At 56.7% G+C, this 20377-nt stretch carries 21 protein-coding genes and 4 pseudogenes; 10 read left to right on the top strand and 15 right to left on the bottom strand.

Going from position 1 to position 20377, the window contains the following annotated elements:
- Positions 1-136: 136 nt before the first annotated feature.
- From AXG89_RS27340 to AXG89_RS27305, 8 genes and pseudogenes are all read right to left on the bottom strand, one after another.
- Positions 137-1015, bottom strand: coding sequence for a YsnF/AvaK domain-containing protein (locus tag AXG89_RS27340; protein WP_062173892.1), 879 nt, complete (start codon positions 1013-1015; stop codon positions 137-139).
- 95 nt (positions 1016-1110) lie between these two features.
- Positions 1111-1569: a YsnF/AvaK domain-containing protein gene (locus tag AXG89_RS27335; RefSeq protein ID WP_062173893.1), complete on the bottom strand. Its 459-nt coding sequence runs from the start codon at positions 1567-1569 to the stop codon at positions 1111-1113.
- Between the two features lie 83 nt (positions 1570-1652).
- Complete coding sequence (locus AXG89_RS27330; protein WP_062173896.1) at positions 1653-2369, bottom strand: hypothetical protein; 717 nt, start codon at positions 2367-2369, stop codon at positions 1653-1655.
- A gap of 333 nt (positions 2370-2702) precedes the next feature.
- On the bottom strand, positions 2703-3173 hold the full coding sequence (locus AXG89_RS43455) for a DUF6723 family protein (RefSeq protein ID WP_236873516.1): 471 nt from the start codon (positions 3171-3173) through the stop codon (positions 2703-2705).
- Between the two features lie 689 nt (positions 3174-3862).
- A pseudogene (locus tag AXG89_RS27320) lies at positions 3863-4845 on the bottom strand (tyrosine-type recombinase/integrase).
- On the bottom strand, positions 4838-5071 hold the full coding sequence (locus AXG89_RS43450) for a hypothetical protein (RefSeq protein ID WP_236873517.1): 234 nt from the start codon (positions 5069-5071) through the stop codon (positions 4838-4840). The pseudogene AXG89_RS27320 and the gene AXG89_RS43450 overlap by 8 nt, the downstream one beginning before the upstream one ends.
- Positions 5072-5251: 180 nt before the next feature.
- A complete protein-coding gene (locus tag AXG89_RS27310) occupies positions 5252-5527 on the bottom strand; it encodes a hypothetical protein (protein WP_062173900.1) in 276 nt (91 codons plus the stop codon).
- Positions 5528-5609: 82 nt separating this feature from the next.
- A complete protein-coding gene (locus AXG89_RS27305; protein WP_062173902.1) occupies positions 5610-6173 on the bottom strand; it encodes a TetR family transcriptional regulator in 564 nt (187 codons plus the stop codon).
- Positions 6174-6222: 49 nt separating this feature from the next.
- On the opposite strand from AXG89_RS27305, the gene AXG89_RS27300 reads away from it, so the two are divergent.
- Positions 6223-7236 carry an NADP-dependent oxidoreductase gene (locus AXG89_RS27300; protein WP_335671975.1) on the top strand — a complete coding sequence of 338 codons (1014 nt, stop codon included), beginning with the start codon at positions 6223-6225 and terminating at the stop codon, positions 7234-7236.
- Positions 7237-7731: 495 nt separating this feature from the next.
- Here AXG89_RS27300 and AXG89_RS43445 read toward each other — a convergent pair.
- Together AXG89_RS43445 and AXG89_RS27290 are read right to left on the bottom strand one after the other, a co-directional pair.
- Positions 7732-7874: pseudogene (locus AXG89_RS43445) on the bottom strand (DEAD/DEAH box helicase); the annotation flags it as partial.
- A gap of 70 nt (positions 7875-7944) precedes the next feature.
- Complete coding sequence (locus tag AXG89_RS27290) at positions 7945-8670, bottom strand: SDR family oxidoreductase (RefSeq protein WP_062173904.1); 726 nt, start codon at positions 8668-8670, stop codon at positions 7945-7947.
- A gap of 87 nt (positions 8671-8757) precedes the next feature.
- Here AXG89_RS27290 and AXG89_RS27285 point away from each other — a divergent pair, with 87 nt between their 5' ends.
- Both AXG89_RS27285 and AXG89_RS27280 read left to right on the top strand, forming a co-directional pair.
- Complete coding sequence (locus AXG89_RS27285) at positions 8758-9708, top strand: LysR family transcriptional regulator (protein WP_062173906.1); 951 nt, start codon at positions 8758-8760, stop codon at positions 9706-9708.
- A 34-nt stretch (positions 9709-9742) separates the two neighbouring features.
- Entirely contained in the window at positions 9743-9964 is a 222-nt protein-coding gene (locus tag AXG89_RS27280; protein ID WP_062173908.1) for a hypothetical protein, read from the top strand.
- Positions 9965-10307: 343 nt separating this feature from the next.
- Here AXG89_RS27280 and AXG89_RS27275 read toward each other — a convergent pair.
- Both AXG89_RS27275 and AXG89_RS27270 read right to left on the bottom strand, forming a co-directional pair.
- Positions 10308-10823: pseudogene (locus AXG89_RS27275) on the bottom strand (SDR family NAD(P)-dependent oxidoreductase); the annotation flags it as partial.
- Positions 10824-11051: 228 nt separating this feature from the next.
- The gene (locus tag AXG89_RS27270) at positions 11052-11930 is read right to left on the bottom strand and encodes an NmrA family NAD(P)-binding protein (protein WP_062173912.1); all 879 of its coding nucleotides are present in this window, start codon (positions 11928-11930) and stop codon (positions 11052-11054) included.
- 95 nt (positions 11931-12025) lie between these two features.
- On the opposite strand from AXG89_RS27270, the gene AXG89_RS27265 reads away from it, so the two are divergent.
- Entirely contained in the window at positions 12026-12961 is a 936-nt protein-coding gene (locus tag AXG89_RS27265) for an AraC family transcriptional regulator (RefSeq protein WP_062173915.1), read from the top strand.
- Positions 12962-13154: 193 nt separating this feature from the next.
- On the opposite strand, the pseudogene AXG89_RS27260 reads toward AXG89_RS27265, so the two are convergent.
- Positions 13155-13954, bottom strand: a pseudogene (locus tag AXG89_RS27260) (tyrosine-type recombinase/integrase).
- A 184-nt stretch (positions 13955-14138) separates the two neighbouring features.
- Positions 14139-14438, bottom strand: a complete 300-nt coding sequence (locus AXG89_RS27255) for a hypothetical protein (protein WP_162916141.1) — start codon at positions 14436-14438, stop codon at positions 14139-14141.
- 219 nt (positions 14439-14657) lie between these two features.
- Here AXG89_RS27255 and AXG89_RS27250 point away from each other — a divergent pair, with 219 nt between their 5' ends.
- The 5 genes from AXG89_RS27250 (at position 14658) to AXG89_RS44900 (ending at position 18078) form a co-directional block, all read left to right on the top strand.
- Positions 14658-15116, top strand: a complete 459-nt coding sequence (locus AXG89_RS27250) for a hypothetical protein (protein WP_162916142.1) — start codon at positions 14658-14660, stop codon at positions 15114-15116.
- Positions 15100-15669: a carboxymuconolactone decarboxylase family protein gene (locus tag AXG89_RS27245; RefSeq protein ID WP_062173920.1), complete on the top strand. Its 570-nt coding sequence runs from the start codon at positions 15100-15102 to the stop codon at positions 15667-15669. The genes AXG89_RS27250 and AXG89_RS27245 overlap by 17 nt, the downstream gene beginning before the upstream one ends.
- Before the next feature lie 10 nt (positions 15670-15679).
- Complete coding sequence (locus AXG89_RS27240) at positions 15680-16273, top strand: carboxymuconolactone decarboxylase family protein (RefSeq protein ID WP_062173922.1); 594 nt, start codon at positions 15680-15682, stop codon at positions 16271-16273.
- 89 nt (positions 16274-16362) lie between these two features.
- Complete coding sequence (locus AXG89_RS27235) at positions 16363-17367, top strand: hypothetical protein (RefSeq protein ID WP_062173924.1); 1005 nt, start codon at positions 16363-16365, stop codon at positions 17365-17367.
- Positions 17368-17724: 357 nt separating this feature from the next.
- Positions 17725-18078 carry a DUF1330 domain-containing protein gene (locus AXG89_RS44900; protein ID WP_442861767.1) on the top strand — a complete coding sequence of 118 codons (354 nt, stop codon included), beginning with the start codon at positions 17725-17727 and terminating at the stop codon, positions 18076-18078.
- Between the two features lie 379 nt (positions 18079-18457).
- Here AXG89_RS44900 and AXG89_RS27220 read toward each other — a convergent pair whose 3' ends face one another.
- Positions 18458-18820, bottom strand: a complete 363-nt coding sequence (locus tag AXG89_RS27220) for a response regulator (protein WP_062173926.1) — start codon at positions 18818-18820, stop codon at positions 18458-18460.
- Between the two features lie 415 nt (positions 18821-19235).
- Here AXG89_RS27220 and AXG89_RS27215 point away from each other — a divergent pair, with 415 nt between their 5' ends.
- Positions 19236-20363, top strand: coding sequence for a J domain-containing protein (locus AXG89_RS27215; protein ID WP_062173928.1), 1128 nt, complete (start codon positions 19236-19238; stop codon positions 20361-20363).
- The last annotated feature ends 14 nt before the right edge of the window (positions 20364-20377 follow it).

Below are 20377 nucleotides of genomic sequence, written 5' to 3'. Positions count from 1 at the left end.
CCGCAACCTCTGCGGTGCATTGAAGTACCGCAAACGCCGTGCCGTCGTGCCTGTTGGCGATAGCGGCAGGTCAAGATCGGAAAAGCAAAGCGGCGGCCAGTCGGCCGCCGCTAAGAACTACGAACGATTACTCGAATTAGGGCTTCTTCACTGAAACGTCGGGACGCAACGCTCCCTCTTGACCCGCGACGCGTTCCACTTCGACGTCCGTACCGCGAACCGTGTCGTTGACTGTTTCAGTGCGATTGCTTGATTCCTTGCCAACGATCACTTCTTCAACAACGCGTGCGGTTTTGGCGACAACGGGTTGTTCTGCCGTCTCCCGAACTTCGACAAATCCTTCCTTCAGATCAGCAGCCGTAGCGGGGCGGTCAACAGGACGGCGCTCGATCGTCGCGTGCTCTTCGCGCAGATCGACCGACTCGCTCACCGGGGTTTCGGTCAGACGGGAATAGACGCGAACGCCACCTGTGGACACCTCACGTTTGCCTACAGCGAGGTCTTCCTTCACCACTGGAAACGCTTGGCGATCGGCCGCGATTTCGTCGGCCGTGTACGCAGGCACTGTACTGTCATAACCGTTGTAGCCCGAGCTCTTCCAATGCGCGACCCGCTCGTCGATATCGATTGCGCCCGCGCTATTGAGTGCGGCGCGAACGGCGTCAACCCGTGTTTCATCGTGCACATCAACGGAGAGCAGTGCGTGGCCGCGGCGAAGCGATTCGTGATAGTGGCCAACCTCTTCCGGCGCTTCATCGTCACCGAAAAGGCGTTTAAAAAATCCAGCAATGCCGCCGGTGGAATGTTCATGCACGTCGCCTGCTGCGTGGTCACCGACAACTGTCCGCGTGCCGCCGTTATCCGCTGCGGAAAGCGTTCCATCGTTGGCTTGCAGCGCATCGTCATTCGCGTGCACATTCACGTCCGTGCGCGGGATACCTTCTTGCGTCAGACGGTCTGCGGCGCTGCGTGCATCTTCGAACGTATTAAATAAGCCGATAAGAGTTTGTGCCATTACGGTCGCTCCATAAAAGAGGGGCCAAAGGCGGCCCATGAAGGGAATTGCATGCAGCATTGGAGGTTGCAACCGCTGTGCCCGACGCCTGCGACCTACTCGTTTTTCTCGCCGTCGCGGTGCCATTCTCCCTGAGCGCCCGACCGGCGTTCAACGACTAATTCTTCAGTGTTTAACAACACGTTTTGGAAGACTTCCTGCTGTGAAACGGTGGTGGTTACATGCACCTCTTCTTTCAATGTCAGTTGCATCGTGATGATGGGAACATATTCAAAGACCGGAATGATGAGCGTGTCGCCTTCTTGGCGCGCCTCGTACTTGCTTTCTACGGGACGATTGATCGCAAAGCGCCGAACATCGACGGTCTGGCTGCGCAAGCTGACCGGCACCGGGTGCATCTCTTCATGCACCACCTTACGAATCCGAACCGCTCCTGTTTCGGTTGTTTTGACGCCCACATCGACTTCTTCCTGTACTGCCGCGATTTTCAATTCTTCTCCACTGTCATCGCCTCGCGTGAGTCCAACTGTCGGTGGTTTTGAGTCATGTTCCATGGTTGAGCCCCATAAGGAAAAAGGCCGAAGCGGGAGCCTCGGCCTGGACGCGTTAGAGAGGCGATAAATGGGTGAGGCTTAAATCAGAGGGCCCTGGTCGGACGTGTCACTCGGCTTAGTGTAGAAACGGCATCGTTACCTGCAGCTGTACCGCCGGCGTCTTCAAAGGACGGTTGATGGCGAAATCCAGCACTTCCGGAGACGATCGAAATGATCGCACCCACCAACAGCGCGGCGACAGCGAACCAACTTGCACGGGCCACGCCTCGGGCGGCCGTGTCGGCCGCTTGCCGTCCATCTTGCTCGGCTTGAGGGCTCGATGCTTCTGAGGCAGCCGATGCAACCGCTGCCTGTATTTGTTGCTTGGCTGAGTTGACCATCGACGGGTCGACGTTGGTCTGATTCGCCGCTGTCGCGCTAACCTGAGCCCCGGTAGCCGCCACACTGCCAACAGTGCTTACCGCACTGCTGATCAACGACGTGGTGCCAAAGACGATCAGAAGGGTCATGACCGCCCAAGCTAACAGTCCATGCAGCCAGCCAAGAACTGGGGCGCAGCGGCCTGCGAAATAGGAGCCCACAAAGACTGCCAATACCGTCGTTACAATAACCCATACGCCGGAGCCGAAACCAAATCCATGCAAAGGACTCGGCTGCGACAAAGGCGAAAGGAGCGACGCCCCGATTGCCGTGCCAAGCACGCTCATGATTAGATAGACGATGGACGACAATATGACGCCAGCGATCACGGAACCCCATGAAAGCCGAGGCAGTCCGTCCTGAGTGGTGAGTATCTTCATGATTTGACGTCTTCCGTAGTGAAAGGGTTTACCACTGGTGGCCATCAGGCGCGTGCGGAACCATTGCGTACGCGCACGGCTCTAGTGCAAAGCGTGTGCCGGACCGCTGCTACTGCGGCGCGGCGCCGGCATACTTGTAAATCGGTTCCAGCAAAAAGATATCTTTTTGTACAGCACTACGGCTAGGGTGTCGCAGACCGATGGGGCTTGCCGTTTCAATGAGTGAATGAACGCTGCTCGTAATCATAGGCAGGCACTCCCAGCGCAGCAGGGCGAACTTAGGGCGTGGGCGATGACCTCTTCTCCGAGTGCGATGAGCCATGTCGCAGCGCCTCACGGTTCAGGATTGGCGATGTCGCCTTCCACGATCTGAATCCCGAGTGTCTCGGACGCGCGCAGTGCTTCCTCCTTGTGGTCAAACGGCCCAATGGTAGGCGCTCCTTCGAACGGAAAAAGCAGACGGTTGTCGGTTTTCCTAACAACCTTGAGCGACCCTATAAATCGGCCTTGAATCAACCGGTATGTGGCGTAAATTGCGAAGTCGTCGTGGCATAAAGTTTCGCGCGTGGCGGCAGTGGAATCTTTGCGAGAAAACATTAACTTGGGTTTTTTTCCAGCTAGTCGCATGGGACGCTTCCGGCGAATGAACTGAAAGGGAAAACGAAAGAGTGTCAGAATACTTGGCAATGAAATCGGCCTTGTTCCGGCGCGACGTTCGTCACTGAGCGTTGGTGCCCATGCGCCGCAACGGGCATGGAGACTCGCCGACCGCCACGCTGCAGTTGGACACTCGGTTTTATTCATTTCGCTGCTCTGAGCAAGCTAAGCCGCAAAGCGCGACAGCGAATCGGCGGTTGCCGCTTCTCTTTCTACGTGTGCTATTGCTGCAAGCGAGCGCGAGAGTCTGGCTACTCGAGTTTTCTGTTGCGGCAAAAGTTCATAACGATCCCCCAGCTGCTCCACGCGTAAGCGCCAGTAAGCGTCATCGATTCGAGGTAGGCCGGTTGCGGCGTTCGCTCGCGAAGCGAGGCTTAGCACCGCTTCGAGATGGCTGATTTCTTGGTCTGCAATTCGAGGCGGCATTTTTGGCGTGTGGATGTGCATAAGATTTCACGTTAGTGGCAATGGGAGCCGATCGATGAACGCTTATAAATGCAATCAACGTGCCATTGGTACGAGGATTGAGGCAATAGGTAAGGGATTTCTGTAAAAACCAAAATTGCCGAACGTTTCGTCACACAAAACGTTTGCGTCTCCCGACAAATTCGTCCCGGCGGTTTTCCCGTAGTGCCGGACTTTTATCCGACGTGTAAAAACGTCGGCTTCTTTTCCTTCTTTTCTCCGGATTAATCAAAAAGCGATAGCCATTCGTGACTGTTTCAGGTCGCCTTTTTATTGTCCACGCGAGCTTCTTCGATCCCGAACCAGCTACCTTTTTGCCGGAGTTGTCCCCTATCTCGACCGCAAAATACGCTTGTCAGCCTTGGTATTAACTACAGCAGAAACTCCGCAACTCGCACGCAAATACGCTCCACCTCGTCAAGGCTACTGTCGTCACGGCGCTGGTCGTAAAGCTGTGTGGTACGGGTCGATGCATGCTTCGCCATCGCTGCGGCGTTCTTGTAGTGTGCCGCCGTTTTTCAGATAGGCAGTGATGCCGGTAGCGCGAAACGTGTGATTCCCAATCTTGGTGTCGAGACCAGCCGCAGGCGCTCGGCGCGTCACCGTCACGTACGCATTGGACTGGGCAGGGCGGTGGTGCTCAGACGCCCGGTGCCCCGTTGAATGGTACGAAACAGCGGCTCCTTGCCATCGGCGCTAATCCCGACGGCTCGGATGTATGCATCCAATTAGGCTTCTAGCGTGTGATGACAGGGCATCTCATGTTGCTTGCCGCCTTTTCATGCATGCGTACCCACAAGCGCCGGTGCTGGCTATAGACGTCCTCCACACGCATGGCGAGCGCTGCGGCTACCCGCGCGAACGAAAATACCATCAACGCAATCAACGCCCGGTCTCTCAGGCCAATGGGCATACTCACATCGATACTGTCCAGCAGCTGCCGCGCTTCGCTCGCGTCAAGCACGGGCGTCTTGCTTTAGCGGGTCGTATAACTCGGTCCGCGCACGGACGCGGCTGGGTTGTCCGGCACGACCTGGCCGATCACCAGCCAGTCAAAAAGGTGGCGAATCGCGGCCGGGTGCTGCTTGACGGTCGGGGCCGACAGCGTCCGTGTTTGCAGCTCGATCCATGCCGCCACGTGCAGCGGCTGCACCTCGATAATGGACCTCACGCCGGCCTGCGCGCACCACGCGAGAAACTCGCCCACCGCATGCGAATATGCCCGTCGTGTGTTTGGGGTGCGAATGTTCGATGCAAAAAATTCCAGTAAACGGACGCTCGCGTGCTCGCCGGCACCAATGATCAGCGCAGGGAGCGTTGTCTCTACGCGAACGACAAGCGCCGCCTCATTCATGACTGTTACCGGCGTTGGTCTGGCGTTTCCGGATCTCAATTGCCAATTCAAGCAATTGCTCAACCTCTGCCTGATTACTGGCCTCGACTTCGATATCACCCACTTGAAGTCGTAGCTTTCGGCCGGCGCGTCTTTGAAACCATCCGCTGACCGCAGCACCGAGTGCCGGGCCCAGAAAAGGACCTACTGTTTTTCCCAAATTCGACCAGGATGCTAACCGCTGCATCGGGCAAGGATCCTTGAACGGCGACCGTGCCGCCCTCGGCTTAGGCAAATTCCCGGATCGAGCGCAGCGCAAGCACAAAGTCATTGGGAAGATGAGCGCGAGCTTCGTCAGCCGACGGAAGGAAAGTCACACGAATCTGAGTGGTACGGGTCAAGGCAGTGTCATAAAAGGCCAGCACGATCAATGCAGCGTGCGCGTGCCGCGATCGGTGGCCTGCCAAAGAATGTTAGCCCGGCATTCGGCTTTGATCGCGTCTGCCGCTTCCTCGACAAGACGGTTGCCGCGAAAACGTGCGATTTTCGCATCGATGACAGCTTCGACGTGGGCGATGGCCGCTTCGGCACTCACTGGGTCGTCCGGATTGAACTCCGCGGTGATGACTTCTTCCTCGAGTGCCTTGAGCCCTTCGGCGGCGTCTTCGAGGATGCGCGTCATCTCGTCCGTTATGGTCGCCATGAGATGCTCCGTATATGTAATAGAGGACACTATCATATGTATCGGCGGGCAAATCCCAGGCCGCCCTTCCCCTACTAGAGCTTTAACCGGTAGAGGCCAAACCTCGCAAACGGGCGAAAGCGACATCGAGATGATTGTTCAATCCCGATGACGGATCGCTGTGCCAAGTATTGGTCGCATAACCAAACGCCGCGATGCCTGTCTGGGCGGCAAGCATTGCAAGGGGAGAATTTAGGCCGCGCTCGACCAATGCCGCCGACAAGGCTGTCGTAATGGCCGCGGCTTTGGCCAGCGCACGCTCTCGAAGAGCAGGTGCAGCTTCGATCACTTTTTGCCGCGGTGTCAGAAACGGACGATTCGCTTCCACGAGCGCTACTACCGAACGGAACGCATGTAACAGTACTTCCATCGGCGCACCTCCATCGGGCGCACGGCGCACTCCATCGACCAGCATTTCAATCAACGCAGCTTCGCCATCGAACACTACCTCTCGCTTATCGGCGAAGTGCCTGAAAAACGTGCGCTCCGTCACGCCTGCCAGCGTCGCGATCTCAGCAGTTGTGGTTTGATCAAATCCGTTCGCTGCGTACAACTCAAGCGCCGCTTCCTGCAAGCGGCGTCGCACCTCGGTACCGTTTCTTGGCAATGAAAAACTCGTCTATGTGTCAGTAACTGACATTATATGCTATGGTTAAATGTCAGTCACTGACAAATACATTTTTGTTAAACAGGAGCAGGTTATGAGCGGACAAGCAGAGTCGATTGAAACCATGCGGGCAGTGCGTTTTCATCAATTTGGAGAGCCGTCCTCGGTATTGCGCATGGAGCAGGTGTCGATTCCATACCCGGATGCCGGCTTGATCCGCGTGCGCGTGGTTGCATGTGGTTTGAATCCGTCCGACTGGGCGCTGTGCCGAGGCTTGTTTCCGGGAAATATGCCTCGTGGCATCGGCCTCGACGTATCCGGTATCGTGGATGCTGTCGCGAATGATGTTCAAGGAATTGCCGTCGGCGACGCTGTGTTTGGCGCGGCGGACTACGCGAATTGTTTTAGTGCTGGTGCTGCTGACCACGCAATTATGAAACACTGGACATTGGTGCCCGAAGGTTTGTCGATGGAGAGTGCTGCCGCTATTCCACTGGCCGCTGAAACCGCGTTTCGCAGCCTCGAGCGCTTCGGAGCGGATCAAGGATGCACGGTGCTTGTTCATGGAGCAGGTACGACCGTGGGTTTTGCCGCCGTGCAGTTGGCGTTGATGAAAGGTTTCCGAGTCGTCGCGACCGCGGGCGCCACGTATTCGGTTAAGCTGGCCGAGCTTGGCGCATTGGTTACTAATTACGGCGACGGAATGGTCGAACGAGTCGAGGCTCTGGTGAATGGGCATCCCGATTTCGTGCTGGACACTGCTCCGCCCAGCGGCGTCTTGCCCGACCTCGTCAAAATAGCTGGAGGGGACACGAAGCGCGTACTGACAATTACAGACTTCACTACTGCGGATGCACTGGGAGTGCGGCACTCGTTCTCGGAATCGCACCCGGAACGCTGGGACATGTTAGGCGAATTCGCGAGACTCGCCGCAGAAGGAAAGCTGTTTGTTCCAATCGCACGGGTCCTACCCCTTGAAGCGTGGCGTGAAGCGATGGCAATAAGTTTAAGTGGGCAGGCGCGCGGCAAGATTCTTCTCAAGCCGCGTGCGGAAGATATGTGAGTCTCCGAAGCTGTATGAGAGGTATAACTCGTGTCGAAGTACGGAATAACTGCGAATATGAACAATAAATTGCGAATATGCCGCTGCACGGGACATCACGCAGGCTTCGTTACCTATTGGACAAAGCCAGTGAACGACCTCCGGGCAGGATAGGCATTCGCAGGTGTCAGCCTGCATCGCATTCGCGCAATTTGCGTTCAAAACTGATGGCCTGTTGTAGCGAGGCAACTTGCAGTTATTCTGACGAGACATGCTACAAAGTCTTATCAGCGTCAATCTGGGCACAACTGGCCGTTGGCAGGTTATTCGGTCATATTCGCAATTTACTCGTTCTTCGACACCTGCGAGCGCCATATTCGCCTTGAGCGCCGCTGAGTGCGTGCGTCGGTTCCCTACATCACCAATGGTTTCCTTTGCAGGCGCCGCCCAGAAACAAACGGGTGGCACAATCTCCGCTCAGTTAAAGGACCCGAAATTCGCGGGCAACATCAGACAGCCGGTCTTCGCCGCAGCCATGACGTCCTTGCCACTGAGCACAGCAGGAATCGCCTGGGCCCGCACCGGCGGAGGTGTCTGGTAATCATGTCCTGCACATTACGCAGCAACGGATCAATCAGGCCAAGCGAGGCAAAAGAAATTGGGATAGTCCATGGTAAAGCAGCAATTCTATCGTTACCGCCTGATTGCGCTGCGCACGATCAATGGTCATCACCACGGAATCTGCTCCTGTTCGAAGTAGAACCTTCCTGAGATGCCCGACGGGTTGCGGGTTGCCAACCAGACAACGCCGGCCGCCGCCTGTTCCACAGTGCGATACCCGGAATGGTTGTTGAAGTCGGTGGCGGTGTAGCCCGGATCGACGGCATCAACATTAATTCCAACCGACGCGAGCTCTTTCGCAAAAGCCACGGTGATGGCGTTAAGTGCCGATTTGGAACTGTTGTAGCCCAAAATGTTGACCCCATAAAACTGGTTATCCGGATCTGAAAGCCAGCCTAGCGAGCCAAGTCCGCTGCTCACCATGACGACGACGCCGTGACCGGCGACTTTTAACAACGGCAAAAACGCCTGAGTCACACGGATTGGACCAAACACGTTCGTCTCGTACACAACACGGATGTCGCTAATCGGCTGCTGGCTAGGCAACGTGCTCGCCCCTCCTGAAATGCCGGCGTTATTGATCAGCACATCGAGCCTTCCGTCTTCGTCCTGCACCCGCGCAGCAGCAGCCAGCACACTGTCGTCCTGGGTCACATCGATAGAAAGAAGCCGAACGTCATGACCCTGCGCTACTAGCGATTCCACAGCTGCAGTGCCGCGTGCGATATCGCGGCAGCCGAGCCAGATCCGGTGGCCCAGTCGACCTAGCTGTCGCGCCGTTTCGTAACCAATGCTCTTGTTGGCACCAGTAATCAGAATTGTTTTGCTTGTCATCTTTTGGTCCTCAAGAAAGTATGGAACCACTCTAGGCCTGTTCGCTGCGTTGTGATAACTGGGCCGGAACCGAATAGACTGATCGCTATGCCGAACAATCATGACGAATCCAATCTGGATCTGCTGTCGATTTTCCTGGCCGTCCTGGAGGCCGGCGGCTTCAGGGCCGCGGCTCGCCGGCTCGGCCTGTCCTCGTCGACAGTCAGCGAAAGGATTGTGCAATTGGAAATCCAGTTGGGCGTACCGCTGCTGATTCGCACCACGCGCAGCGTCACGCCCACAGAGACAGGGCGCGCGCTCGCCGCCCGGATTTCGCCACTACTGGCAGAAACGCGCGCAGCGTTGCACGATGCGGCAAGCTCCCAGCGCGTGGTACGGGGACTTCTGAAGATCAACGTTACGGGCGCGGTGATGGTCGACATCTTGCCGCCCATCATCGACCGGTTCCTGCAAAGACATCCTGAGGTCCGCGTGGAAATCATGGTGGACGACCGGCTCGTCGATATCGTCGCGGCCGGTTACGACGCCGGGATCCGTTACGACGAGCATTTGGCGCAGGATACGATCGCCGTGTCGATCGGACCCCGTCAGCAGCGAATCGCTTGGGCCGCATCACCCTCATATCTCGCAGCGCGCGGCGCCCCGCGACATCCGGACGACTTGGTAAATCACGAGTGCATACGGCTGCGTTTCTCAAGTGGTGCGCTCGTCGAGTGGCAATTTGAGCGCGGCGACGAAAGGGTACGAGTCGATCCGCCTGGACGCCTCATCGTCGGCGTGGATGGTGCCTCGGCGGCAATCGGACTCGCATGTGGCGGACGAGGCATCATCGGCACGTTCGAAAACTGGCTGTCTCCATGCCTGCAAAGCGGCGAGCTGCAACCTGTCTTACAGGGGTGGTGGACCGAATTCGAAGGGCCTCAGTTGTATTTTTCGAGCAGATTCATGTCCGCCCCGCTACGAGCGTTCATTGAACTGGTCAAGGAAGAACGGACCGCTTCCGATAGTCAAACCTGTCCAGACGGACGTCCCAACTGAGGTCACGCTACGCAGGCATGGTCGCAAAATCTTATTGAAGCCGAGCGCGGCAGTATTCTTTGCAAGTCAGGTGATTCGCCGACCGCGCATCCGGCAGCCGCTTGGCGATCCTGGCGCAACTGAGGATGAGCAGTCGGCGTTCCTCACCATTAGCTCGGACGCTGAACTGGACCCGGCCGGTTTCAACGTTTCCTTCACCGATAAGATGCCGGGCGATGCCACCGTTGTGACTGGCGGCCGGTCAGTGATTGTGTAGCGTGGTGCGACCACCCGCGCGCATAAAAATGACGAGAAGCACGCTCGCACCATCGCTTTTGAGGAGGAGGTGAAAGTTGTTTGCGGCGATGCAAATCCGATACTAAGCGGCGGCATTATGTTGACCGAAGCGACAGCGAATGGGGCCATCGTTGTGGATGCCCGTAACCTTTGAACTGGACGTGATGCGAAGAGGCTACTCCACATGAACTCGCGCTTGAGGTTGGCACCAAGATGAAAACGGCGCGCTATAACGTAGCGCTCGATTTGACAGTTAAAGTTCGGGCTGTTTTGAGCAGGACGAATAGGTAGGAGTGAAGTGCATGCGAACGTCGGGTCAGCAATCAGAATCGCTCGCCGACCGTTTCCTCGCTTTTGATCCACAGCGCTTTTGCATGCTCGGGATCGAGAGCATAGGCCTTTACACCGAAGGCGTCCGCGGGGCGGTTGTTCACGGCAGCGACGTGACAGTCTTCGCAATAGAGGCCGCCGACCTCGTCGGCAGCCGCGACGAAACCTGCCCACACCGATGTTGCCGCACCCTGTTCGACGGTTTTCCATTGGAAGGCAGAGGCGGCAGCCGGCTGCTTTTCGATCATTTTGCGGGTGGTCTCGGTCAGCACGGCGCCAGGGTGCACGGCTGCGGCGCCCACGCCCGCAGGCTCGTGACGCCGGTCGAACTTGACCGCGAAGAGGATGTTCGCCGTTTTGGATCGGCGATACGCCACCAGCGGATCGTAGGGCGTGTGCTCGAAATTAGGATCGTCGAAATCGACATCGGCGCCGCGATGACCAGTTGAGGCGACCGTGACGAGACGGCCGCCAGGCTTGATGAGGCCCGCGATGCGGTTGACGAACATTCAGTTGAGTACGGGCTTACGCGGTCAGGCACGGCAGCGAAGTACCTGCACTAAGCCACGCAATGCCCCTCCCGACGGCGCGGCTGTGTACCTCTAGCCTCCTTCTGTCTATCTCTTTCGATGATTTACGCGACGCGGTCGATGCCGCGCTTGCGGGTTGACTCACGAATCGATCCCGGACTAACGGGCCAAGCTGGATGTATGCCGAGGCGACGGTACCGCCGATCTTCAATCGACAATGGCGGGCTTCAGCTCCTGCTCGACCCACCGCCTGAAGCTGGTCGGGCCAATGATGGCGGTGTCACGCGAAGCCACGTTATCCATGCCTTCCTCTTTCGCACGCAACATGTCGACATAGCCTTGCGCAAAAGCATCGGTTAGCCCGCGTGCCATTGCGGCCTCCTTATAGGATTCGTAGGATTGATGCTCATAGCGTACTTCCCGACCGATCACGTCAGAGACGATATTCGCCAGATCGCTATAAGAAAGTTCTTCGGGACCAAGCACCGGAATGTCCTCCTGTCCCGACCATGAGCGATCGATCAATAACCCGGCGGCGGCAGCGCCGGTGTCGCGCGTGGCGGTGTGCGGCAGTTTCTTGTTCGGATCAATCGGGCCGAGCATCTTGCCCTGACGGATAACATCGATTTGTCGCAACGCGTTGTCCATAAACGCAGGCAATGCGAGCCCGCGCACGGCGGCGCCGGTCTGGCGCATCAGATCGACCATCCGGATCGAGCCTGTCGCATTGCCGGCTTGGTCTTGCCAAGGCGTGTCGCGGCCGAGCGTGGTTACCGCGACGATATGCGATATGCCGTGCCGTCGTATTGCGTCCGCTGCTGGGCGGGCGAAATCCACCGTGGCGGCAGCAGGTGTTGCCGACGGCGTTGGTGGGCAGAGCCAGAACACCGCTTCCGCGCCTTTGAACGCCTGATCTAGAACGGCGGCATCGCCATGTGATCCTTGCACGACGTCTACGCGATCGCGTACCGCCGACGGCAACTTGCTTGAATCGCGCACAATAAGGCGCAGGGGCTCGTTCGCATTGAGCAGAAGCCGAACGACTTGACGGCCGATATTACCAGTGGGGGTAGTGACAACGATCATTGGTGGCTCCAGATAAAATGGGAGATTACCTGCGCAGGTGACATACGATATATAGCTGATCGTCGCTATTTACTTCGCCATCGTCCGGGAGAGTTGTGGACCCCCTTTCCGAAATTCTTTCAATTCTCAAACCTAAGAGCTATCTGACTGCGGGCCTTGATGTAGGTGGCGTCTGGGCGATCCGGTTCGGGAATCGCCCGGGTACGATCAAGTGCCATGCGGCGACGGCCGGAGCCTGCTGGTTAGCGGTGGAAGGCATGGACGAGGCGGTACGGCTCACGGCGGGCGACTGCATCATCCTGCCTAGCGGTCGACCCTTCACCCTCGCGAGCGACCCTACGCTGCAGCCGACTGTCGCGCGCGACCTGCTCGGCAATTCACTTCCCGGCGAAGTGGTTGTCCACCAAGGTGGTGGTGATTTCGCATTTGCCGGCACCCGTTTCGAGGTCGACACGCGCAAGGCGGGGGCGCTGCTTGGAACGCTGCCGCCGCTCATTCACTTGCACCAGGCGGAGGATCGGGCAGCAATGCGTTGGTGTATCCAGCAGATGATGTCCGAGATGCAAAGTGGAAGGCCAGGCGGTGCGCTTGCGGCCCAGCATCTGGCGCATTTGATGCTGCTGCAGGCGTTCAGGCTTCATCTGTCGCGACAGGCTGACGATCGAGTAGGCCTGCTGTACGCGCTCGCTGATCCGCACCTTGGAAAAGCCATCGAGGCCGTTCACCTCGACCCGGCACATCGCTGGACGCTCGCCGAGTTGGCCGCCCGGGCCGGGTTGTCGCGGTCAGTATTCGCGCAACGATTCCGGGAGCGGGTTGGGGAAACGCCGATCGACTATCTAATTCAATGGCGCATGATGCTGGCCAGAGAAAGGTTGGAGGGCGGCGGGGAAACCCTTGGAACGATCGCAAACGCGGTAGGCTATGAATCCGAGAGCGCCTTCAACACGGCGTTCAAACGCGTCATTGGCTGTTCGCCACGTCGTTACGCTCGTGCCGAAACGAATGGTTTCACTACCACTGAAATTTGAGCGCTCTCACACTTGACGTTGTTGAGGCGGTGAACCGTGCTGCAATCGAATTGCCTAAACGGGCTCGGCGCGCCCCAGTAGTTGAATGACCGCAGAGGAGAAAGCCGAATGACTTAGTGGTTGGTCAAGGACATTCGAAACGCCGTTCAAGATATCTGTCGACGTTACGGGAACTCAGTAGAGCCTCCGCAATTCACACGCAAATACGCTCCACCTCGTCGAGGCTATGTCGTCGCGGCGCCGGGCATAAAGCTGTGTGGTACGAGTCGATGCATGGTTCGCCATCGCTGCGGCGTTCTCTAGTGTGCCACCTTTTTCAGGTAAGCAGTGATGCCGGTCGCTGGGAACGTGTGGTTGCCGATCTCGTGTCGATGCCGGCCGCAAGCGCTCGGCGCGTCACCATCGTGTACGCATTGGCTTGGGGCAGGGCAGCGGTGCTCAGGCGCCCGGTGCCGCGCTGGAATGTGCGAACAGCGGCCCCTTACCCTCAGCGCCAATCCCAGTGCCCTTGATGTACGCATTCAGATACGTTTCCAGCATGTGGTGACAGGGCATTTCGTGTTGTTTGCCGCCTTTCTCGCGCAAGCGCACCCATAACCGTTTGTTGTGCGTGTACACGTCGTCCACCCGCATTGCGAGTGCCGCCCCCACGTGCGCAAACGAAAACACCATTAACGCAATCAACGCCTGATCTCTAAGCCCAATGGATGTGCTGACATCGATGCTATCGAGCAGCTGTCGCGCTTCGATCGCATCCAGCACGGGCGTCTTGCCTTTGCGGGTCGTGTGGCTCGGCCCGCGCACTGACGCCGCGGGATTGTGCGGCACGACCTGGCCGACCACCAGCCAGTCAAATAGGTGACGAATCGCGGCCAGGTGCTGCTTGACCGTCGGCGCCGACAGCGTCCGTGTTTGCATCTCGATTCAGGCCGCCACGTGCAGCGGCTGCACAAACTCTCCGACCAGGCAGCCGCTCGCGCCGGCGCAGTCCATCGTGAAAGCCACCGGGTGCGCGATAACGCTGGCGTCGCGCAGCTGCTGGAAGAACGCACGCACCGCGGCCTGGCACTCCGGTGCAAACAACTCGCCATCGCCATCGCCGGCGCTGGGCAAGAGCTTGATGCGAAACGCTGGATTAGCTGCCATGGGCCTCTTTCCGATTAAGTCGCCAGCGCGGTTAATGCAGCGTGCGCGTGCCGCGATCGGTATCGCGGTCGGTGGCCTGCAGGAGAATGTTGGCGCGGCATTCGGCCTTGATTGCGTCCGCCGCTTCGTCGACGAGACGGTTGCCGCGAAACCGTGCAATCTTGGCATCGATGACGGCTTCGACGTGGGCGATAGCCGCTTCGACACTCGCCGGGTCGTCCGGATTGAACTCCGCAGTGATCACTTCCTCCTCGAGCGCCTTGAGCCCTTCGGCGGCTTCTTCGAGGATCCGCGTCATCTCGTCGGACAGGGTGGTTATGGGCGGCTCCACTATATTTGATAAAGGACGTTATCGTACATGGCGGAGCGCGCCCGTAAAAATAGGTGCGGGCACAAGCGGTGCTGGGAATGTGTGTTGGACAGAGTTTTGGGAATAGCTGCTCAAAGTTATGACTGCCTCAATTTGCAAACACGGTTTACGCTACCCTTTCTTCTGTATCGTCAACCTGCTTTCACCGCCATACACACTAGTAATATTCTATGGTCCACGATGTCGACGACCCGCCAACGGGCGCGGCGCTTCGCAACGATTCGACCCGCATCAAGGACACGGCTTTTTGAAGCTGTAGAGCGCAAGGCTGTAGAGTTGGAAGGTCTTCTTCTGCATGTCATCGAGACGTTGGACCGGCAATTCAAGTGGGCAATCATGCAGTTGGCGCAGAAAGATTTCGACTTGGAGCGCTATGTCGATTTGAGCAGCTTTAGCGATCGGATTGAGACGTTGTCCTACCGAGTATTCATGCCTGATTTGAAGGGCTTTGTTCCGAATGTATATGACCCGACCATCGCGGAAGCGTGCCTGAAATTCAGACATATTTATCGCCGTGCAAAAGGCATTTACATCTTCACCGACATGCGAGGCCGGGTGGCCGAGAATTCGCGAAATCGGCCGATAAACGAAGTGCACACCATACAGTGGGAGGTAAAACAGCATGCCAAAAAATCCTAGCTTCGGCACATTCGGACGCTACGAAGAGATCCCGAGAGAGAAGATGTCTCCGGACATGAGAGCGGCGTATGACTTCACCATGAAGCTCCGTGGCCAGGTTCCGGGGCCGCACAAAATCTGGCTTTCCAATCCCAAACTGTCTGAGACGATCGTCCCCACTGGCGCCTATTACCAGACGGCATCGACGCTCACGAAAGCCGAGATCGAGATCGTCACAAACGTCATCAATGGCCGATGGCTTGCAGCGTACTCCAACTACGAGCACGAGAAGATTGGAGAAAAACAGGGGCACCTTCCGCCTCATCAGGTGCAAGCCCTGATTGCCGGGCTACCTGCCTCGTTCGACGACCCTCGGCAGCAGATTGTCTACGAGCTCGCGTCCACACTCGCCGCTCCCCGTGTTGTTCCAGTTGGGATGTACCAGCGTGCAAAGGAGCTACTGGGAGACGCAGGCATCGTCGATGTCACCGTGCTGATGGGTTGGTTCACCGCAGTCTCGCTGACCCTCATGGCGTTCGATGTGCCGTCTGATGCGGTTGGACTGCAGCAATAAGGAGCAAACGATGTCTAAACCATTACAGAACCTCGGCGGACGGGTGCCACTTTTCGATCCGCAAGAGCTGACAGCAGCGCAGGAGGCTGTCTATGAAACGGTCAACAGCAAGATGGTTCCATGGGCGCAAGCGGCGGGTTTTCAAGCGAAGCTGGACGACGGGAAGCTGGTTGGCCCTTTCAACACGATTCTGCTGAGCCCAGAGATTGCAGCCTCATTTTTAGCCCTTCAAGCGTCCGAGCAGGAGCATACATCGCTCAGCGAGCGCGTGCGACAGGTCGTCATCCTGACGGTTGGCGCGGTTTGGAATTGCGATTATGAGCGGTACGCGCACGCCGCAGTCGCAAGAGAAGCAGGCTTTTCGGAAAAGGTCATCAGCGCCCTCGCGGAGGGTACTGATGTCGAAGGCCTGAGCGCAACGGAGCAGCTTGCGCAACGCGTCACGTGGCAACTGACGGCTGAGCACCGACTATCAGCGGAGCTCTATTCGAAGGCGGTATCCGTTTTGGGTGCTCGCGGCATCGTGGACCTGATCTTCCTTGCCGGCTGCTATCAAAGTATCGCGGCGCTCCTGAATGCTTTTCAGGTTCCTGTGCCTCAGTAGACTCGATCCGGCTTCGACATCGTGGCCGATTCAAAAAAAGGATCGTCAGTGGCCCTCATCTTGCATCGTTCCCCCGGAGGAGACTCATCATGTCTCACAATCTAGCGCCTCAAGCCCGCCTGACCACCGTAGCCAAATTTCCAGCCAACTACTTCCTTGAAAATCTAGCCGTACGGCAGGACAATTCGGTCCTGGTCACGGCCATGAACAACAAAGAGCTCTGGTACGTTCCGCCGCAGAAAAACGATGAAGCGGTTGAGGCTGTATGCATCCACACTTTCGAGCAGCCTACAACCGGCATCGTCGAAGTGGAGCCTGAGGTGTTTCTCGTGCTCACCAGCAACTTATACACCACCCACGAGTCATTTGCGCATCAGTTGGACCTGCGTCATTGGGAGAAGGGCTCGCCGGTCGCGCCAAAACTTTTGTGTCGCTTCCCAGAGACCGCACGTGGTCTCAATGGCTGCTGCCTGATTGCGCCCGGCATAGTTCTGGTCGCGGATTGTTTTGCAAGCCGTATTTGGAGGCTGGACTTAGCTGCAGGCGATCGCGCTCCCGACATTCGAGTGTGGCTTGAGCACGAGAGCATGGGATACTTTCCGGGCAAAATGAAGCCTGAGCAGCCGGGAGTGAATGGGGTGCATTATGCCGCAAAGACCAACTACCTCTATTACACGTCAACGGCGAAGAAGCTTTTCATGAGGGTCAAGGTTGATCCTAGAACACTCGAACCTGCAGGCTCGCCCGAACTGGTCGTCGCCGGCCGCATGGGGGATGACTTCTGCATCGATGAGCAGGCTGGGGTCATTTACCTCAGTACCCACCGTCAGAACACAATTGATGTTGTGTCCATGGACCCGGGCCTGAATAGCGGCTTTACGCAGAGCGTCGCCGGAGATCCATTCACAGAAGAATTGATTGGCCCATCGAGCGGAACCTGGAGGCGCAGTCCTGGTGACTACGGCCGCGTCGCGTACTTCATCATGGACGGCGGTACCGCATCGGTCCCGCCCGATGGCGTCCCGAGGCCAGCCAAGCTGTTCAGGGTAGACCTTCAACCGATACCAAAATCTTTCCCCGGGACGGTCGCATAGTGACCTGACAGACCTAATATGTGATCTCTAACTATTTAATAATCCGAAACGTCGGTGATTCCTGGAAACGACTGTTGCACCGATCGTAAGTTCGCGTTGTGGCGATATTGGCGTGACCGAGCATCATGTAAATTAGGGACTTCTCGCACTTGTCTTGTCGATTTCGGATAATTGTTCTGACTAGCGAATCATGCGCCGTAAATTGACGACATGAGATCGCTTCACGCCGGATTGACATATCACCTGGATCGCGGATGTTTTCATACTTAGTGCAGAAGGCGACGTGATACGGTGACAGTGCAAATCGCTGATACCGCCGGTCAGTGCGGGAACGTGCTCAACGAAATCGGAAATCTAATGTCGGCTTATATGCTTGTGCAGGCCTTAATCAACGATGATAATAAATACGGACAATATCGTCAGGCCGTGATGCCATTAATAAACGCGTTCGGAGGGAAGCCTGTCCGGGGTGGAAAAGTTGAACAGTTAGAAGGCAGAGCCGACGGCCGGCGTATTGCCCTGTTTGAGTTTCCGTCTATCGAAGCCATACGCGCGTTTTGGAATTCCCCACAGTATGTTCCTGTGAAAGCGCCTAAGGGTTGGGGCCGCAGATTTAGAAATTTGGGCCATACCAGGGATTTGACTAACAACAGTCCAATCGGGTATATCCCACCAAGACGGCTCACCCGACTGTTGCAATCTTGGCCTTAACAGTCGTTGGCTAACCTCCCTCTCTTCGTGGTTGACGAAGGCTATGGTGGCTCTGCTTGTTGGACTAGGTTAAGGTTGGCAACAGAAAAAATTCGAGCCGAATTTTTATCTGCCAGCACGTGAACGGTCGCGGCCCGAAGGGTGCAGCAGTGTCGGAATACGCGTTCGAGACCGATTGCCGCAACGGCGACCCCAATGTAGACAATTCGGGTTAAATTTCGAATGACTCTTCGTGGCCGACATGCGCCGGATGGGATCAAGACAGCATAAAGCTGATTTTATGCACGCCTTGCTTTTCTCTATATGCAGCGTAGCTTGCAAATTGACGACATTTTCACTTTTGCGCCGACGTGTTTGGTCACGTTCGGCCGTTGGCTCGTCAATTGGATATGCCCTGCAGAAGTCGCGATATTGAAGCACGCATAGTCTCTATCGCAACCGGTTTTTCCCAAGCCTCATCCCAAGCAGGCGCACTAGAGAAATTTCCATGCTCAATGCTGGTCAAAATCAACGGAATTGCGAGGAACCTTGGGTCGCGCCGAAGCAAACGGCAAAACTCCGCTCCGCTCATCCCGGGCATCGACAGATCTGTAACGATCAAATCGGGTCGTACCTTGTCGGCGGCGATCAGGCCAGCCTCTCCGCTGTCGGCTATCTCAACTCGATAACCTTCCGCCCGCAAAAGGCGTCTCCATGCCGTCAAAATCCCATGATCGTCGTCTACTATTAAAATGGTGCTCATAAACGACGTACTTGTCCTTGGCAAAAACAACGGGTCGGGCTCGCATTGCTTGCGAGCAAACAGCTGCCGTGAGGGTAACAGGCAGATATCTTGAAAAGATATCGATACATCGATATTTACGTATCGAGGTCTACTTTGGATGCAAGCGCATCGCATGAGGCAAGCCGATATGGATCACGCGTTTGAGTGTCTCTAGGTAACCAAGCCCTTAAACGACTAACCGTTTTGTGTGATTTCCTACGGCCGTTCTCCCTGCGGGTCGATCGGCGTTCGACGCGCTGCCGGCATGAATCGATCGTTGATCGTGACGTGCACGTGCTCCGCTATAGCCGCGTGCGGAACCAACGCGGCTATAGCGACCTCCGTTAAAATAGTGGCTGCTCGCTCTCTAGCATCCACCAGCGGAAATCATCCTATGACCAGGACAAATCTCAGGGCCATCGGCATTGCTCCCGACCACAATAAGTCTGATCTGTCTAAGGGGCAGAAGGCATTCAACACGCTGATCAAGCAGATCGAAAAGCGGCGCGCCCGGCTGAGTGCTTGGGAGGCTGCAATGCCTGCCTTCCACCGGAAATACCTAAACGAGTTCGCGCCTCTTGAGCAAACTTCGATCAGCTTGCGAACCAAGCTCGTGTATCGCCTTGACCAAACATACGGTATGAAGGGGCTGACCAAATCCGAGCGACGTACGATCGCCGACCTGATCAGCGACTTGGCGGGGGAGTTGGTTGCCGAGAGCGATGATCCGGAGCTTAAGACAATTTACAACCGGTACAGCGAATCTGACTTTGACAGTGAAGCTGCCGCCCAGTTTGATGATATGAAATTGGCGCTCGAAGCCATGCTCGGCGTTGAGTTAGGCGACGACGTTGACATGAGTTCGCCCGAGGATGTGCTGCAGCGCGCGCAGGCGCAAATGGAGCAGCTCCGAAAACAAGACGCCGTCGAAAACCAAGCTCGTGAAGAACGCCGCGCAAAACGAAAAAAGACCCCTAAACAACTCGCTGCAGAGGCACGAGAACAAGCGGAGCAGGCAGAGCTCAGCTTATCGATTCGCGAGGTCTACCGAAAACTAGCCAGCGCTCTTCATCCTGATCGAGAAACTGATCCGCAGGAACGTGAGCGGAAGACCGCTCTCATGCAAAGGGCCAATCAGGCGTATAGCAAAAACAGCCTGTTGCAATTACTTGAGTTGCAGTTGGAGCTGGAACATATCGACCAAAGCGCCATCAACAACATCGGCGAAGACCGGTTGAAACACTACAACAAGATACTAAAGGAACAGGTCGGTGAACTCGACCACGAAATCCTGCATGTCGAGAACGGATTCAAGCACAGCTACGGAATTCCACCCTTCATCGACGTGTCGCCCGGCACCATCATGCGCAATCTTGCCTCTGATATCTTCTCGCTGCAGGAGAGCCTCCACGCCCTTGAACATGACCTGCTCGTATTCGAAGACATCAAGCAACTGAAGGAATGGCTAAAGATTGTGAAGCGGTCATTGGCCGCGCCGCGTGACGACGATATGCCGTTTTAGCGGACCGCTGATCC

The sequence above is a fragment of the Burkholderia sp. PAMC 26561 genome, assembly GCF_001557535.2.
Lineage (GTDB): Bacteria > Pseudomonadota > Gammaproteobacteria > Burkholderiales > Burkholderiaceae > Caballeronia.
The sequence above is the reverse complement of the archived record's forward strand: the minus strand, read 5'-3'. Positions and strand labels throughout refer to the sequence as shown.

Coding starts and splice junctions, on each gene's coding strand:
- AXG89_RS27340 (WP_062173892.1), bottom strand. CDS start 1,015: ATGGCACAAACTCTTATCGGCTTATTTAATACGTTCGAAGATGCACGC.
- AXG89_RS27335 (WP_062173893.1), bottom strand. CDS start 1,569: ATGGAACATGACTCAAAACCACCGACAGTTGGACTCACGCGAGGCGAT.
- AXG89_RS27330 (WP_062173896.1), bottom strand. CDS start 2,369: ATGAAGATACTCACCACTCAGGACGGACTGCCTCGGCTTTCATGGGGT.
- AXG89_RS43455 (WP_236873516.1), bottom strand. CDS start 3,173: ATGAATAAAACCGAGTGTCCAACTGCAGCGTGGCGGTCGGCGAGTCTC.
- AXG89_RS43450 (WP_236873517.1), bottom strand. CDS start 5,071: ATGCAGCGGTTAGCATCCTGGTCGAATTTGGGAAAAACAGTAGGTCCT.
- AXG89_RS27310 (WP_062173900.1), bottom strand. CDS start 5,527: ATGGCGACCATAACGGACGAGATGACGCGCATCCTCGAAGACGCCGCC.
- AXG89_RS27300 (WP_335671975.1), top strand. CDS start 6,223: ATGTCAGTCACTGACAAATACATTTTTGTTAAACAGGAGCAGGTTATG.
- AXG89_RS27290 (WP_062173904.1), bottom strand. CDS start 8,670: ATGACAAGCAAAACAATTCTGATTACTGGTGCCAACAAGAGCATTGGT.
- AXG89_RS27285 (WP_062173906.1), top strand. CDS start 8,758: ATGCCGAACAATCATGACGAATCCAATCTGGATCTGCTGTCGATTTTC.
- AXG89_RS27270 (WP_062173912.1), bottom strand. CDS start 11,930: ATGATCGTTGTCACTACCCCCACTGGTAATATCGGCCGTCAAGTCGTT.
- AXG89_RS27250 (WP_162916142.1), top strand. CDS start 14,658: ATGTCGACGACCCGCCAACGGGCGCGGCGCTTCGCAACGATTCGACCC.
- AXG89_RS27245 (WP_062173920.1), top strand. CDS start 15,100: ATGCCAAAAAATCCTAGCTTCGGCACATTCGGACGCTACGAAGAGATC.
- AXG89_RS27240 (WP_062173922.1), top strand. CDS start 15,680: ATGTCTAAACCATTACAGAACCTCGGCGGACGGGTGCCACTTTTCGAT.
- AXG89_RS27235 (WP_062173924.1), top strand. CDS start 16,363: ATGTCTCACAATCTAGCGCCTCAAGCCCGCCTGACCACCGTAGCCAAA.
- AXG89_RS44900 (WP_442861767.1), top strand. CDS start 17,725: ATGTCGGCTTATATGCTTGTGCAGGCCTTAATCAACGATGATAATAAA.
- AXG89_RS27220 (WP_062173926.1), bottom strand. CDS start 18,820: ATGAGCACCATTTTAATAGTAGACGACGATCATGGGATTTTGACGGCA.
- AXG89_RS27215 (WP_062173928.1), top strand. CDS start 19,236: ATGACCAGGACAAATCTCAGGGCCATCGGCATTGCTCCCGACCACAAT.